The 15,647-nt window shown below is 57.0% G+C and carries 10 protein-coding genes and 1 tRNA gene; 4 read left to right on the forward strand and 7 right to left on the reverse strand.

What is annotated here, in order from left to right:
• Positions 1-114 precede the first annotated feature (114 nt).
• From IM294_RS15005 to shiA, 3 genes are all read right to left on the reverse strand, one after another.
• Complete coding sequence (locus IM294_RS15005; protein WP_126818836.1) at positions 115-1,881, reverse strand: aminopeptidase P family protein; 1,767 nt, start codon at positions 1,879-1,881, stop codon at positions 115-117.
• Between the two features lie 18 nt (positions 1,882-1,899).
• On the reverse strand, positions 1,900-3,354 hold the full coding sequence (locus IM294_RS15010) for an AMP nucleosidase (protein ID WP_041909184.1): 1,455 nt from the start codon (positions 3,352-3,354) through the stop codon (positions 1,900-1,902).
• A gap of 73 nt (positions 3,355-3,427) precedes the next feature.
• The gene (gene shiA / locus IM294_RS15015; RefSeq protein WP_126818835.1) at positions 3,428-4,744 is read right to left on the reverse strand and encodes a shikimate transporter; all 1,317 of its coding nucleotides are present in this window, start codon (positions 4,742-4,744) and stop codon (positions 3,428-3,430) included.
• 255 nt (positions 4,745-4,999) lie between these two features.
• Here shiA and pagP point away from each other — a divergent pair, with 255 nt between their 5' ends.
• Positions 5,000-5,575, forward strand: a complete 576-nt coding sequence (gene pagP, locus IM294_RS15020; RefSeq protein WP_193360360.1) for a lipid IV(A) palmitoyltransferase PagP — start codon at positions 5,000-5,002, stop codon at positions 5,573-5,575.
• On the opposite strand, the gene IM294_RS15025 is transcribed toward pagP, so the two are convergent.
• Genes IM294_RS15025 through IM294_RS15035 form a run of 3 tightly spaced genes read right to left on the reverse strand, consistent with a single transcriptional unit; the run spans position 5,572 to position 10,681 of the window.
• A complete protein-coding gene (locus IM294_RS15025) occupies positions 5,572-6,537 on the reverse strand; it encodes an acyltransferase (protein WP_045629806.1) in 966 nt (321 codons plus the stop codon). The genes pagP and IM294_RS15025 overlap by 4 nt on opposite strands.
• Positions 6,534-9,596, reverse strand: a complete 3,063-nt coding sequence (locus IM294_RS15030) for an efflux RND transporter permease subunit (protein WP_126818833.1) — start codon at positions 9,594-9,596, stop codon at positions 6,534-6,536. Before IM294_RS15030 ends, IM294_RS15025 begins: the two co-directional genes overlap by 4 nt.
• A complete protein-coding gene (locus IM294_RS15035) occupies positions 9,596-10,681 on the reverse strand; it encodes an efflux RND transporter periplasmic adaptor subunit (RefSeq protein ID WP_063437792.1) in 1,086 nt (361 codons plus the stop codon). Before IM294_RS15035 ends, IM294_RS15030 begins: the two co-directional genes overlap by 1 nt.
• Before the next feature lie 394 nt (positions 10,682-11,075).
• On the opposite strand from IM294_RS15035, the gene IM294_RS15040 reads away from it, so the two are divergent.
• From IM294_RS15040 to ldtA, 3 genes are all read left to right on the forward strand, one after another.
• Positions 11,076-11,507 (forward strand): universal stress protein, encoded by a 432-nt coding sequence (locus IM294_RS15040; RefSeq protein WP_028013745.1) that lies wholly within the window; start codon positions 11,076-11,078, stop codon positions 11,505-11,507.
• Between the two features lie 47 nt (positions 11,508-11,554).
• On the forward strand, positions 11,555-14,248 hold the full coding sequence (locus IM294_RS15045; protein WP_048959409.1) for a cation-transporting P-type ATPase: 2,694 nt from the start codon (positions 11,555-11,557) through the stop codon (positions 14,246-14,248).
• Positions 14,249-14,309: 61 nt separating this feature from the next.
• A complete protein-coding gene (gene ldtA / locus IM294_RS15050; RefSeq protein WP_045260382.1) occupies positions 14,310-15,206 on the forward strand; it encodes a L,D-transpeptidase in 897 nt (298 codons plus the stop codon).
• A gap of 145 nt (positions 15,207-15,351) precedes the next feature.
• On the opposite strand, the gene IM294_RS15055 is transcribed toward ldtA, so the two are convergent.
• A tRNA-Asn gene (locus IM294_RS15055) sits at positions 15,352-15,427 on the reverse strand.
• Positions 15,428-15,647 lie beyond the last annotated feature (220 nt).

Genomic DNA, 15,647 nt, shown 5'->3' on the forward strand with positions numbered 1-15,647 from the left:
ACGGGTTCTTATGCCTCAGTTGTAAGTGTCTACCATGTCCCCGAACAAGTGTTCACTATGTCCCCGGACCGTACATGGGAGAGGGATGGGGTGAGGGCATCAGACCGCACGAAATTACACACGAACCGGCGCCGTCGCCGCCTCCAGCCACGAACGCGCCTCGCTATTCACCCGCGGCGTCAGCGCCTCACGTACCTGCTGGTGATACGCATCCAGCCACTGCTTTTCCTGCTCGCTCAACAGCTGCAATTCCACTTGGCTTAGATCGATCGGGATCAGCGTCAGCGAGGCAAACTTGCAGAACCCCGGTCGGCTCTCCACAATTTCTACCTGGTTTTCAATACGGATACCGTGGCTATCGCCCAGATAGTATCCCGGCTCAATGGTCATGATATTGCCTGCCACCAGCGGCCACGGGTTCACCTTTTTGGCGATGCGATGCGGGTTTTCGTGGATCAGAAGCTGGTGGCCCACGCCGTGCCCGGTACCGTGATCGTAATCCAGCCCCATCTCCCACAGCGGACGACGCGCGAAAGCATCCAGCTGGTGCCCCTGCGTACCGGAAGGGAACTGCAGGGTAATCAGCGACAGAAAACCTCTCAGCACGGCGGTGTAGTGCAGACGCTGCTGCGAGGGGACATTACCCCACGCCAGCGTGCGCGTGGCATCGGTGGTGCCGTTAGCGTACTGACCGCCCGAATCGTTCAGGTAAAAATGGTTATGGCCGATGGGCTTGTTGCTGGCCTCGCTTGAATGATAGTGGCACATCGCCGCATTGCTCGAAGAGGCGGAAATGGTCGCGAAACTCTGCTCGATAAAACCGGGCTGCTGTTTGCGAAATGCCAGCTGCTGCGCCTGCACTTCCAGCTCCGTTAGCGGTTGTCCCGCCGCCGCACGCAGCGGCACTTCGCGGCTCAGCCATGCCAGGAAGTTGACCCACGCGGCGCCGTCCTGGAGATGGCACTCGCGATACCCTGCCAGCTCGACCGGGTTTTTGGTAGCCTTAATGAGGGTAATGGGATCGGTTCGCCAGACAATTTCACCGCGCGGTTCAATGGCAAAGCGCAGGGCCACCGGCGCGGAGTCGGCATCAACAATCACCCGCTTCCCTTCAGCAAGTTGCTGACAGCGCTCAATAAAGGTGTCCTGTGGCGCAATCGTGAAGGCGTTCAGAACTGCATCAGGGAGTTCTGCGAGCTTATTGTCGCTAACAAACCACTCAACGCGGCCGTCGCGACCGAGCAGGGCAAATGAGAGCGGTACCGGACTGGTGGGGATATCTGAGCCGCGCACGTTGAGCAGCCACGCAATGTTATCCGGCAGCGTAACGGCCAGGTAGTCAGCGTTGTTCGCGGCCAGCACGGCGGCAACGCGCTGACGTTTGTCTTCGCTGCTTTCACCGCTTATCGCAACCGGCATCTCACGGATAAGCCCCGCCGGTGCGGCAGGGCGATCGGTCCATAAGGCGTCAAACGGTGACGCGTTCAGCGGCACGAGCGCGCACGGTGTGGCAGACAGCTGCGTAAACTCGGTATTCGTCATCAGCATTGGGTCAAAACCAATGCGCGTGCCCGCCGCGACGTTGGCCGTCAGCCAGTCTGCCAGCGGCTCGTTGTGCAGATGGTGGATCTCAACCTCATCCATATTCACCTGAACGCGGGCCTGCACCTGATAGCGTCCGTCGACGAACAGCAGCGCTTTATTCCTCAGTACCAGCGCGACGCCAGCAGAGCCGTTAAAGCCTGTCAGCCAGGCCAGCTTTTCGTCGTTCGACGCGCAATTCTCGCTTTGCCAGGCATCGGTGCGCGGAACGATCATCCCGTCGAGGCTGTTTTCCTGAAGCCACTGACGCAGGGCAGAGAGCGGAGTAGGGGTGTGCATGGTTTTTCCTTATTGTTATTAGCGGAACGGCGGCTCGTTGAAGGTGCGCAGCTTGCGCGAATGCAGTCGGTCGCCTTCCGCCCGCAGCAGGTCGATGGCGCGAATGCCGATCTGCAAATGTTCGGAAATCGCCCCTTCATAGAAACGGTTGGCCTGACCCGGCAGCTTAATTTCGCCGTGCAGCGGCTTATCGGACACGCACAGCAGCGTGCCGTAAGGAACGCGGAAGCGATACCCCTGGGCGGCGATGGTGGCGCTCTCCATATCAATCGCCACCGCTCGGCTCAGGTTGAAGCGCAGCGCGGAGGCGGAGTAACGCAGCTCCCAGTTGCGGTCATCCGTCGTCACTACCGTACCGGTACGCAGGCGCTGTTTGACCTCTTCACCCGGCATGCCGCTGACCTCTTTGGTGGCGTCGTAGAGCGCGCGCTGTACTTCGGCGATACTCGGGATTGGGATATCCGGCGGCAGTACCGCATCCAGCACGTGGTCGTCGCGCAGATAGGCGTGGGCCAGCACGTAATCGCCAATCAGCTGGCTTTCGCGCAGGCCGCCGCAGTGGCCAATCATCAGCCACACGTCGGGGCGCAGCACCGCCAGATGGTCACAGATGGTTTTGGCGTTCGACGGGCCGACGCCGATGTTGATCAGGGTGATCCCCTGACCGTCGGCGGTGATCAGGTGCCAGGCGGGCATCTGGTGTTTTTTCCACGCCAGATCGGAGATGGCCTGCTCGGGCGCTTCGGTCTCGGCGGTGATCCAGATCCCGCCCGCGCAGGAGAGGGCGATATATGGACTGTCCGGATCAAGGATCTGGCTACAGCCCCAGCGAACGAACTCGTCCACGTAGCGGGTGTAGTTGGTAAACAGCACAAACGGCTGGAAATGCTCGGCGGGCGTGCCGGTGTAGTGGCGCAGGCGCGCCAGGGAGAAATCCACCCGACGGGCGTCAAAATGCGACAGGGGGGAAAACTCTGCCGGGTGATAAATCCCGTCAGCCGTCTCATCGCCAATCTGCGACAGCTCGGTCGTTGGGAAGTGGCGTGTCAGTCCCGCGCTCATGGAGCGGTCAAGAGTTAGCGCCGAACCGTCAATCACGTACGGGTACGGGATCTCATGCTGTGAAGGCTCCACGGCAATGTGCGCGCCGTAATCCTGGTACAGCAGCGTGAGCTGCTCTTCCAGATAGGGGCGGAACAGCGCAGGGCGGGTGACGGTGGTGCTGTAGCAGCCTGAGTGGGTAAAACGGGCGTAGGCGCGGGTTTTCGGCGTCGTGCTGGCGCTGCCGTCCCAGGTTACAGAGAGCGATGGATAAACAAAAAGGCCTTCGTTTCTGGCCTTTTGATCGGGAAGTTTCCCTGTTTCGATGTATTCGCTGATGGCGCTGCGCAGCGCGTTGACGGACTGTTCATACAGCGCGTCGAGTTTTTCCAGCGCCTGAGCCGGGGTCAGGCTGGAGCCCTTATTATTCATCTCTGTCTCCTTGTTCCACAGGTGTGCGACTCTACCCGATAGTATGTCACACGCCTGTGAAACAAAAGGGAGATCAGCGGTGGCTCGTCTCTTTCATGAACAGCGCCGTTGCCGCCGACAGCAGGCAGCCTGCCAGCAGATAAATCGCCACGCTGTGCCAGTTACCGCCGGAGAAGGTCACCAGCGCGGCGGCAATAAACGGCGTAAACCCGCCGCCGACCACGCTTGCCACCTGGTAACCCACGCCCGCGCCGCTGTAGCGGTAGCTGGCGCCGAACAGTTCAGTAAACATCGGCTGCTGCACGCAGACCACCATATCGTGAGCGATGTTGGCGAGCATAATGGCGAAGAAGACAATCCAGAACACAGACTGCGCCTCCAGCGCCATAAAGAACGGCCAGGCGCTGAGGGTGCCAATCAGCGCGCCGGTGATGTAGACGCGGCGGCGACCAAACCGGTCCGCCAGCCAGGCGAAGCAGGGGATGGTCAGGCAGCTGATCCCGCCAACCACCAGGCTGATATTCAGGAACAGTTCGCGCGGCAGGCCGAGATTCTGCGTCGAGTAGTTCAGCGCAAAGGCGGTGACGATATACATCGTCAGCAGCTCGCACAGGCGCAGGGCGATAATTTTCAGAAAAGCGCCAGGGTGCCGAATCAGGGCTTCCATCACCGGCAGCCGCTTTTTGACGGACGGCTCCTCACGCTGTTGCTGTTCGAACTCTGCCGACTCATCCATCCCGTTGCGGATCCACAGCGCGGCAATGACCAGCACGATGCTGAAGATAAAAGGGATGCGCCAGCCCCAGCTCAGAAACTGCGCGTCGGTGGTGAGCTGGCTGATTAACGATACCAGCCCGGTGGAAAGCAACAGCCCGACGCCGTACCCGACCTGCACGCCGCTGCTGTAAAACGCTTTCTTGTTTTTTGGCGCGCTCTCAACGGATAACAGCGCCGCGCCGCCCCATTCGCCGCCCACGGCGAAGCCCTGAATGGCGCGTAATGTCACCAGCAACACCGGCGCCCACCAGCCGATGGCGGAAAACGACGGGAGAATGCCAATCAGCGCGGTGGCGATCCCCATCATCCAGACGGTAAGCATCAGCATGCGCTTGCGGCCAAGCCGGTCGCCGAAGTGGCCGAAAATCACCCCGCCCAGCGGGCGAAACAGAAAGCCGACGCCGAAGGTGGCAAACGCGGCGAGCGTGCCCATCGCAGGGCTGACCTGGGGAAAAAACTCGCGGTTAAACACCAGCGCGGCGGTAATGCCGTAAAGCAGAAAATCATACCAGTCGACGACGGCACCTGCGAAGCTGCCGAGTGCAGCGCGGCGGGCGCGATTGAGCGAAGGTGTCTCCTCGTTGGGACGATCGGAGATGAGGGTGGAGTCCATAGTTATCCTGTCCGTACTGTTTTTTATTATTGGTATAAGAAAAGGTCACTCACATAGCAGCCGTCATATAAACGGAACCTATGAGACTACCGCGACAAAACGCCTGAGAAAACGTTTTTATCTTTCCGGAAGGCGCTGAATAAATAAATTTCATCTTCCCCTGCCTCGAGATAAATCAGTCTGTTTGGCTCCGGTTCGTGCTGAATGGATTACAGTAATAGATACCGCTGCGTGACTAAAGCTGAGGGAAAAACGATGCAACGTAACTTTTCGGCATTCTGGATGGTCCTGTTTTTATTCGCCGCACCGCTTCATGCCGAGCCGAAAGTCTATGGCGAACAGCGTATTAGCGGCTGGTGGAATGCGCTGACGGATGATATATCCCAGACCTGGGAACAGCCGCAACGTTACGATCTGTACCTGCCGTTTCTGAGCTGGCACGCCCGCTTTATGTACGATAAAGAAAAAACCGACAAGTACAACGAAATGCCGTGGGGCGGCGGCCTGGGCGTGTCCCGCTATAACGAAGAGGGCAACTGGAGCGCGCTTTTCGCAATGATGTTCAAGGACTCGCACAACGAATGGCAGCCCGCGATGGGCTATGGCTGGGAGAAGGGCTGGTATCTGGATAATGCCAAAGATTTCCGCCTTGGGCTCGGTGCCGCCGCAGGCATCACGGCGCGAGATGATTTTGCAAACTATGTGCCTCTGCCGTTCATCTTCCCGCTGTTTTCAGCTGGCTATAAGCGCGTTACCGTCCAGTTCACCTATATTCCTGGAACGTATAACAACGGCAACGTGCTCTTTGCCTGGCTGCGCTTAGGCTTTTAAAGGGTGATCACCTTTTTTGCCACGGCGTTAGACAATACCAGCATGGAGAAGAGAACAGAGGTGACGAACGTAAGCACAATCAGCGCCAGCTTCATGCCGAGAGAGGTCACCGGTATCAGCGCCGTCAGCAGATGAAACACCGAGTAATGCACAATATATACGCCGGTCATCGTTTTGCTGATGGCGGCCAGAATGGACTCCTTTAATTCAGCATTGCGGCGAAAGCGAACGCCGTTCGCCGCAATCACCAGGGCAATAATCAGGATGTAGATCTGCGAGCCGGTGAGAATAAAGGCGTTTCTGTCGGCCTTAAACAGGGCAAAAAAGAAGTGGCGCTCGTAAAACCAGGTGAAGAGATAGATAAACGGGATGGCGACAACCGCCGCCCGAACCACGTTTTTGCGGCTTATCCACTCGGCGACTTTTGGGTCGCAGAAGAGCTGCCCGGTCAGATAAAACAGCAGCCATGTCCACAGCCGATACTGCGGCGAAAGCGAAAGGACGTGCGTTTCAGGATAAAGCGCCGATAACAGATCGTATCCGTAGGAAAAGCACAGCAGAGCAGCAATCGCGCCGCAGAACAGCGATCTCCGCTGGCTAAGCCACTCCACCGCCGGGTGGAAGGTGTAAATCACGACAAATGCGAACACGAACCAGGGCTGAATTAAATACCCGCGCTGATAAGGCTCCCAGAGGTAGTAGATCGTTATCCAGAACAGAAAAACAATCACCAGACTTTTTATTTTCCCCAGCTGCCAGCGCGTGCCGTGCCGTGATTGCCCGTCGAGATAGCCCGACACCACAAAAAACAGCGGCGTGGCGATGGTCGAGATAAAGGTTAAAAAGCCCAGGATCCAGTGATAGTCATAGTCATAATGATCCCAGGTATTGTAGATGGTGAAGAAGGTGACCGCCGTCATACAGCCCAGCGTCTTGATAATGTTCAGCCCTGTCGCATTCATTGTTGTTTGGCTTCGTCCTTACGATGGAAACACGCATAGATCACGGGGAGTACCAGTAGCGTCAGGATTGTAGCAAACCCCAGTCCAAACATAATCACAACGGCCATGCTCTGGAAGAAAACATCCAGCAGCAGCGGTGCCAGGCCAAGTACGGTCGTGAACGCGGTGAGCAGGATAGGGCGCAGGCGCGAGGTGGCGGCATAAACGATCGCGCTGTGCTGATCCTTGTGCGTTTTCTGCTGTTCGATCTCTTCCACCAGCACGATGCCGTTGCGGATGAGCATTCCGCTCAGGCTCAGCAGCCCAATCAGCGCCATAAAGCCAAAGGGAATGCCGGTAATTAAAAATCCTGGCGTGACGCCAATCAACGCCAGCGGTACGGTTAGCCAGATCGCGACGGCATTTTTTACCGAGCTGAACATCAGCACCGTAATAACAAACATCACCAGATACCCGAGAGGTAGCGTAGTGAACAGCCCTTGCTGCGCTTCGCTGGAGTTTTCCGCGTCGCCCCCCCACTCGATGCTGTAGCCGTGTGGCAGGGGAAGGGCATCCACCAGCGGCTTCACGCGGGCGAGAATATCACCGGAGGTTTGCTGGCTCAGCGGGTCCGGATCCGTCTGAACCGTCAGTACCCGCGAGCGGTCGCGTCGAAGGATGAGCGGATCTTCCCACTCCAGCGTGAAGCGGCTAACGACGTTACTCAGCGGGATATACTGCTGTCGCGCATGGCTCCATACCAGCACGTTGTTCAGGTGGCTGGCGTCCAGCCTTTCGCTTTCCGGAGGCCTCACCACCACGGGCAGCAGGTCACTGCCTTCCCGATACAACCCCGCCCGGCTGCCGGAGAAATTCATCTCCAGCGCGTTGTCGACGTCCTGCTTATCCACGCCAAGCTCGCGTCCCAGCGCGGCGACGTACTGTGGACGGATCACTTTGCTGCGGTTTTGCCAGTCGTTTCGGACGCTCCCCGTGGCTGGGTCGCGCGCCAGGATATCGTCCACCTGGCTGGCAATCAGACGCAGCCTGTCAGGATCCGGGCCTTTAATGCGCACTTCAATGGCGCTGTCGCCGGAGGGCCCAAACATCACCCGTTTCGTGCTGGCGTTGACCTGCGGGTAGTTACGCGCGATGTACTCATCCACGTAGCGCGTCAGCGCGGAGATGCTGCGCTGGTCATCCATACGCACCATGATCTGCGCGTAGTTGCTGTATTGCCGCTGTCCGCTGTAGGTCAGAATAAAGCGCATGCTCCCCTGACCGATGGTCGAGACGGTGGTTTCCACGCCGGGCCGTCCCTTGATGGTTTTCTCAATATCGCCGGTCATTTTCTCGGTCCATTTGATATCGGTGCCGTAGGGTAACCAGAGGTCGACAAAGAAAATCGGCGTATTGGACGACGGGAAAAAGTTTTGCCGCACCGCGCCAAACCCCCAGACAGACGCGGCCAGCAGGGCGGCCATCACTACCAGCGTAGGCGCTTTATGGTGCAGCAGTGCGTTCAGCAGGTGCTGGTAGAGGCGGTAGAGACGTTTGTCGTAAGGATCTGACTCGTCAGTGGCATCCGGCGCGCTGTCGTTTTTAAACAACCACCACTTAATCAGCACCGGGGTGAGGGTGAGCGCCGAGAACCAGCTCAGCATCAGGGAAATCAGCAGCACCTGGAACAGAGATTTACAGTATTCCCCGGTGGAATCCTGCGATAGCCCGATAGGGGCAAACGCAAGGATGGCGATCACCGTCGCCCCCAGCAGCGGCAGGGCGGAGCGGCGGATGATGTTGTTTACGGCGGTTAACAGCGGGGAGCCCTGCTGCCGGGCAATCAACACCCCTTCGACAATCACGATGGCGTTATCCACCAGCATGCTGAGGGCGATAATCAGCGCCCCGAGCGAGATGCGCTGTAGCTCAATGCCACACAGATACATAATCAGCAGCGTGCCCAGCACGTTAAGGGCGAGAGAAACCGCGATGATGATCCCGCTGCGTACCCCCATAAAGATCAGCAGCACGCCGATGACAATCGCCAGCGCCATCAGGAAGTTAATAATAAAACCGTTAACAGAATGGCCCACTTCGGCTGCCTGATCGTAAAACAGATCTATCTGTATGCCTGCCGGTTTTTCCGCCGACATCTGGTTTAGCTTCGCCTCCAGCGCGTGGCCCACGTCGATCACGTTCACGCCGGGAATAAACGAGACGCCCATGGTGACGGCTTTTTTGCCGTTGGCATGGTAGATACTGGCGGGCGATTCGTTCAGCCCGCGCGACAGCGTGGCGATATCCCGCAGGCGCGTCGCCGCCCCGGTGCCGGAAGGCGTGATGATGAGATCCGCCAGTTCATTGAGATTCTCGAACTCACCGGTCGGGTGCAGACGAATGGATTCGCTGCCGGAGGTGATTTCTCCGGCGCTGGAAACGACGTTGAGCCTGCTGAGCAGGGCGGAAAGCTGGTTCAGCGTAATGCCGCGCGCGGCCATTTTGGTCAGGGAAATATCGATGTTGACCTGTTGGCTAATGGCCCCGCCGATGGCGACCTTCGCGACGCCGGGAACGAGAATCAACGCGCGGCGCAGCTGCTCTGCATATCTCACCAGTTCAGGATTACTGAATTCATCCCCGGAAATGGCGAAGAAGAAGCCGAACACGTCGCCGAAATCGTCATTCACAAAGGGCGTGACGACGCCGGGCGGGAACTGACGCGAGGCATCGCCCACTCGGCGGCGCAGCTCATCCCAAATCTGCGGCAGTTCGTTCGAGTGATAGCGTGAAGCGATGTTAACGGTGATTTGCGACAGCCCGTTTGATGAGATGGAGCTCACGTTGTCCAGATAAGGCAGCTGCTGAAGGGCATTCTCCAGCGGCAGCGTCACCTCTTCTTCAACCTGCTGAGCGGATGCGCCGGGGTAGTGGGTAACCACCACAGCGGTTTTGATGGTAAAGGCGGGATCTTCCAGCCTGCCGATATTCAACAGGGCGAAAATCCCCCCAATGCCCAGCAGCAGAATCGTTAGCCAGACGCGAACCGGGTTATTAATAAATTGACGAGTGATATCCATTACAGTCCCCGCTCACGCGTCCAGATACGCACCGGCTGGTTAGCATGGAGCTCTCCCACGCCTGCGGCCACCACGCGCTCGCCCGCCTTAAGCCCGCTGGTGATCGTCACGCCTTCGGTTATCACTTGCCCCACGCTGACCTTGCGGTCTTCAAGATGGAGCGTGTCGCCTTCTCCCGCCACAACCCAGACGTGCGGCTCATTGCGTGGGCTGTTGTCCGGGTTAAAGACGGCCTCAACCGGTACAACCAGCGTCTGAGCGCCCGCGCCAGCCGGGAGGTTGGTTAAATTGATGGTCACCGTACCGCTTACGCCACCGACGGCGGGAAAATCATCTGGTCGCGGCATGGTCAGTATCACCTGCCAGGTCAGGGTATTACTGTCGCTGCTGCCCGAGTGCTCTTTGTAGACGGCGGTAAATTCCCGATCCGGAATGGCGTTAATTCTCACTACCGGACGATACTGCGCGTTGCGGATATCAAAGGTCTTAAACAGGTTTTCAGGGATGCTGAACACCACGTCAAGCAGATCGGTGCGGGTTAACGTCGCGATGGGCTGACCGGCAGACACCACCTGATGGTTTCGGACATGTACGCTGGCCGCCGTCCCGCTGAAGGGGGCGACGAGCGTCATCTGATTCAACTCTTCTCGGGCAATCTGCAGCGCCGCATTCGCCGAATCGCGGTTCGCACGCTGCACGTCCATTTCGGCTTTCGAAATCGCCTGGCGGCCCGCCAGCGTCTGGAAGCGATCGAACTGCCTCTGGGCCAGCGTCGCCGCCGTCTGCCTGTCGTTAACCCGCTGCTGGGCTTCACGGGCGTTCAATCTTGCAAGCTGTTGGCCCTGCTTGATGGCTGCGCCCTGACGCACATCGAGCGCTTCAATTTGACCAGCGCGCTTGAAGGAAAGGTCTGTGGCATCGCCCGATTCAATGCGGGCGGGAAAAACGCGCTGCTGGGCATGACCGGGGACCGTCACCTCCGCCACTTTAACCATTCTGGGCAGGGGGGAGGCTTGTTCAGGTTTAGGATCGCACGCCGTGAGCGTTAACAAAACGAACGGTAAAAGAGAGAGGTAGCGGTTCACTGTATTCCCCTAATAAATAACTGTTTTATTTATTCCATAACCTGGACAGGGGTGACACTATTCTGCCAGAACAGTGACGACCATATAGGTAAATAAACCAATCGCCGTGCTGGCGATAATGGCAAGCGCAATAAACATACCCAGTCGGATCAGGCTTATGCCATACATACATTCCTCCATGAGCCGGAAGCGGTAACTCACTATGAGCATAGTCGGCGAAAAGATAAATGTTAAATAACCATTAGCAGTGGGGACGCGCTAAACCTGAAATTCCTGTGCTACGTTTAATATTATTCATCTCTTTTACCGTAACTGGCATTAAGGGCAACCCCCTGCATTTAATGCGTTTTTTGCTTCATTCACTCTCATGTTGGTTATAAAAAGGATGCTCGATATGTATAAAAACATTCTCGTTCCGGTGGATGTCTACGAGACAAGCCTGGCGGATAAAGCGTTGCAGCATGCACAGTTTCTGGCGCAAAGCGCATTGGGTGACATTCATTTGCTGCACGTCATGCCAAAATTTTCAGCCGAGCTGACGCGCGGTTTTATTTCAGATGCGCGAAAGATGGATGAATATATGATTAATAATTCAAAAGAAAAACTGTCTGACCTGGTCAAAAAATTGAATTTGCCAGAAGAGCGCGTTCACCTCCATGTTCGCAGCGGAAATGTTCGTGATGAGGTTATTAAGCTGGCGGATGAACTTGCTGCTGGCGCGATTATCGTCGGCTCCCGCAATCCAAATATTCAAACCCATTTGTTAGGATCGGAGGCGGCAAGTATTGTCCGTTACGCCCATGTTCCTGTTTTCGTTATTCGTTAATTTCATGAAAGCAAGGTGATTTCTGAATAGAACCTGAGGAAGTAACAATGAAAACAGGAAAACCTGAACGTCCGTATTATCAACAAACCGTTGATGAAACCCTGTCGAATATCCACTCCACTCTGGAAGGACTTAGCGGCACTGAGGCATCAGCCCGACTTCAGCAGCATGGTGAGAATGCGTTACCGCAAAAAAAGGGTAAACCCGCCTGGCTGCGCTTCCTGGCGCATTTTAACGATGTACTGATTTACGTTCTGCTGGTGGCCGCGTTGCTTAAGCTCTTTATGGGCCACTGGGTAGACATGTTTGTGATCCTCGGGGTTGCCATCATTAACGCGCTGATCGGCCATATCCAGGAGAGCAATGCTGAAAAATCGTTGCAGAGTATTCGCAATATGCTCTCCAGCGAGGCCGTGGTGGTACGACAGGGGAATCATGAAACGATACCCACTACGGCGCTGGTCCCGGGCGATATCGTGGTGATCCGCGCCGGGGATCGTATCCCTGCGGACCTGCGCGTGATTGAGGCGCATAACCTTCGCGTGGAGGAGGCCATCCTGACTGGCGAATCCACCGTTGTTGAGAAAAACAGCGATGCGTTAAGCGGGGAACTGCCCTTAGGCGATCGCTATAATCTGCTCTACTCAGGCACCACCGTCAGCTCCGGCGGCGGTAAAGGCGTGGTGGTGGCAACCGGGGGCGAGACCGAGCTTGGCCACATCAATCAGATGATGTCCGACATTGAAAAGCACCGCACGCCGCTGATGGTGCAGATGGACAAGCTCGGTAAGACCATCTTCATCACTATCCTGGTGATGATGGTAGCGCTGTTCGTCTTTAGCCTCCTGTTCCGGGATATGCCGGTTTCTGAACTGGTGCTGTCGCTTATCAGCCTCGCCGTTGCCGCCGTGCCGGAAGGCCTGCCAGCCATCATTTCCATCATCCTTTCGCTTGGCGTACAGGCCATGGCGCGTCGCAAGGCCATTATTCGCAAGTTGCCCACGGTGGAAACCCTGGGCGCAATGACGGTCATCTGCTCGGATAAAACCGGCACCCTGACGATGAATGAAATGACGGTCAAAGCGGTGATTACCGCTGACACGACCTATCGCGTGGAGGGCGACAGCTACGAACCGGTGGGGAATATTCACCCCGTAGATGACCCGACGCCCGTCAGCGTGACGCAGGGTTCCCTGCTGGAACGCTACCTGCGCACCATTGACCTCTGCAATGACAGCCAGCTGATCAAAGACGAGCAGGGGCTGTGGAAAATCACCGGAGGACCAACCGAGGGCGCCCTGAAGGTGCTGGCGGCGAAAATCCCGCTCCCACCGCTTGATACGGAAATGCGCAGTAAAATCCCGTTTGATTCGCAGTATAAATACATGTCCACGCTCTACCGACTGGGTGAAGAAGAGGCGATTTTAATCACCGGCGCGCCGGACGTCCTGTTCCGCCTCTGCCAGTACCAGCAGACGAATGACGGACTGCAGCCGTTCGATCAACCTTACTGGGAAGGGAAAATTGAAGAGTATGCCCGGGAAGGGCTGCGCATGGTGGCGGCGGCCTGGAAACCTGCCCGCGAGGGACAGCGCGAGCTGGATCACCCGGACCTCCATGATGGCGTGATCCTGCTGGGTATTGCAGGAATGATGGATCCGCCGCGTCCGGAGGCCATTACCGCGATTGCCGACTGTCTGCAGGCCGGGATTCGCGTGAAAATGATCACCGGCGACCACCCGCAAACGGCCATGAGCATCGGGCAAATGCTGGGGATTGGTAACGCCGCAAGCGCGATCACCGGACGCGAGCTGGAGGCGATGGACGACCGTCAGCTGAGCGACGCCGCGCAGCAGTACGATATTTTCGCCCGAACCAGCCCGGAGGATAAGTTCCGCCTCGTGCAGGCCCTGCAAAGTAAACAGGAAGTGGTGGGCATGACCGGGGATGGCGTAAACGATGCCCCGGCGCTCAAGCGGGCGGATGTGGGTATCGCCATGGGGATTAAGGGGACTGAGGTCACCAAGGAAGCCGCCGACATGGTGTTAACGGATGACAACTTTGCCACCATTGCCAGTGCGGTCCACGAGGGACGGCGGGTTTACGATAACCTGAAAAAAACGATTCTGTTCGTTATCCCGAGCAACATTGCGCAGGCCCTGCTGATCATCATCGCGCTGCTGGCGGGGAACCTGATTCCGCTGACGCCGGTCCTGATCCTGTGGATGAACATGGCGACGTCAGCAACCCTGTCGTTTGGCCTGGCGTTTGAAGCGGGTGAGAAGGACATCATGAATCGGCCACCGCGCAAGGCGAATCTGCATGTGATGGACGGCTACGCTATCTGGCGCGTGGTGTTTGTCGGTCTGATGATTGCCATTAGCGCCTTCGTGCTGGAAGCCTGGCTACAGCCGCGCGGCTACTCGGCGGAATTCATTCGCACCGTGCTGCTGCAAACCCTGGTGACCGCGCAGTGGTTCTACATGCTCAACTGTCGCGTTAATGACGGCTTCTCACTGAGCAAAGGTCTGCTGGCGAATAAAGGGATTTGGATCGTGAGCGGCGTACTGCTTGCGCTACAGCTTCTTATCATTTACGCCCCGTTCATGCAGATGCTGTTTGGCACCGAAGCGCTGCCGTTCCGCTACTGGGTCATTACCTTCCTGATTGGTTTTGTGATGTTCCTTATTGTCGAGGCGGAAAAAGTGCTGACGCGCAGATGGCGTAAAATCGAAGCGTAATAGCGTAAACTGAGAAAGCCTGCCTGAGTCCAGGCTTTCTCTTTTGTGAGCACAGGAAATTATGATGCGACTTACCTGGTTCGTCCTTACGCTGTGTGCCGCTGTTCCCAGTGCGTTTGCCGTAACCTATACCCTGCCGCCGGAAGGCAGTCGGCTGGTGGGAACCCCGATTACCATCACCGTTCCCGAGCGCAATACGTTACCGCTTGAGGCCTTTGCTGCACAGCACGGGCTGGGGCTCAGCAATATGCTGGAAGCGAACCCGGGCGTGGATCCTTTTTTGCCCAAATCCGGCACCCGGCTGGTCATTCCTCAGCAGCTGATTTTGCCCGACACCGTGCGCGAGGGGATTGTAGTTAACGTGGCGGAAATGCGTCTCTACTATTACCCGCCGGGCAGCAATACCGTCGAAGTATTGCCCATCGGCATTGGTCAGGCCGGTCGCGAAACTCCGCGTAACTGGGTCACGGCGGTTGAGCGCAAGCAGGAGGGCCCCACCTGGTCACCTACGCCGAACACGCGTCGTGCCTATGCGGCAGAGGGGAAAACGCTGCCCGCCTTCGTGCCCGCCGGGCCGGATAATCCGATGGGGTTGTATGCGATTTATATCGGCCGGCTATATGCCATACACGGCACAAACTCCAATTTCGGCATTGGGCTGCGGGTGAGCCAGGGTTGTATTCGTCTGCGTAACAACGACATTAAATACCTATTTGATAATGTCCCCGTTGGTACCCGCGTACAGCTTATCGATCGCCCCGTTAAGGTGACCACGGAGCCGGACGGCAGCCGGTGGGTGGAGGTTCATGAACCGCTGTCACGTAACCGGGCGGAATTTGAATCGAGCCGGAAAGTGCCTCTGCCCATCTCCGCCGCACAGCAGACACAGTTGATAAACGAGGGGGCGGGCGCTGAACTGGAACGGCGGTCGGGGATGCCGGTTAAAATCGGCATGTGAAGGCATAGTGCGGGCTGGTGCCCTCACCCAAACCCTCTCCCACGGGAGAGGGGGAACACACTAAAAACGGCAACCCAGTTGCCGTTTTGCATTTACCTTGCGCAGAAAAGCAAAAAGCCTGCTTTAAAAGCAGGCTTTTCAAATTTGGCTCCTCTGACTGGACTCGAACCAGTGACATACGGATTAACAGTCCGCCGTTCTACCGACTGAACTACAGAGGAATCGTGTGAACGGGGCGCATATTATCGACCTGCGTTCGCCTTGTCAAAGGGTGGATCAACGCCTTTTGATCGTTTGCTGACAAAATCGGCAAAATGATGTTTTTGACAGCGGAATGCACCGTAATGGTGCGGATATACCTCTAATGGGGCAGATCGTAAACTGCTGTTTCAGTAATAAATCCCCCCTCCATGATTAGGTTTCCTTATTTTCAGGCGGTTA

It is taken from the genome of Enterobacter cloacae complex sp. P43RS (genome assembly GCF_014930585.1).
In the GTDB taxonomy this organism is placed as follows: Bacteria; Pseudomonadota; Gammaproteobacteria; order Enterobacterales; family Enterobacteriaceae; genus Enterobacter; species Enterobacter bugandensis.

What these genes read in the sequence shown, in the direction of transcription:
- IM294_RS15030 (WP_126818833.1), bottom strand. Translation starts at nt 9,596, where the DNA reads ATGGATATCACTCGTCAATTTATTAATAACCCGGTTCGCGTCTGGCTA.
- IM294_RS15040 (WP_028013745.1), top strand. Translation starts at nt 11,076, where the DNA reads ATGTATAAAAACATTCTCGTTCCGGTGGATGTCTACGAGACAAGCCTG.
- shiA (WP_126818835.1), bottom strand. Translation starts at nt 4,744, where the DNA reads ATGGACTCCACCCTCATCTCCGATCGTCCCAACGAGGAGACACCTTCG.
- pagP (WP_193360360.1), top strand. Translation starts at nt 5,000, where the DNA reads ATGCAACGTAACTTTTCGGCATTCTGGATGGTCCTGTTTTTATTCGCC.
- IM294_RS15010 (WP_041909184.1), bottom strand. Translation starts at nt 3,354, where the DNA reads ATGAATAATAAGGGCTCCAGCCTGACCCCGGCTCAGGCGCTGGAAAAA.
- IM294_RS15005 (WP_126818836.1), bottom strand. Translation starts at nt 1,881, where the DNA reads ATGCACACCCCTACTCCGCTCTCTGCCCTGCGTCAGTGGCTTCAGGAA.
- IM294_RS15025 (WP_045629806.1), bottom strand. Translation starts at nt 6,537, where the DNA reads ATGAATGCGACAGGGCTGAACATTATCAAGACGCTGGGCTGTATGACG.
- IM294_RS15045 (WP_048959409.1), top strand. Translation starts at nt 11,555, where the DNA reads ATGAAAACAGGAAAACCTGAACGTCCGTATTATCAACAAACCGTTGAT.
- ldtA (WP_045260382.1), top strand. Translation starts at nt 14,310, where the DNA reads ATGATGCGACTTACCTGGTTCGTCCTTACGCTGTGTGCCGCTGTTCCC.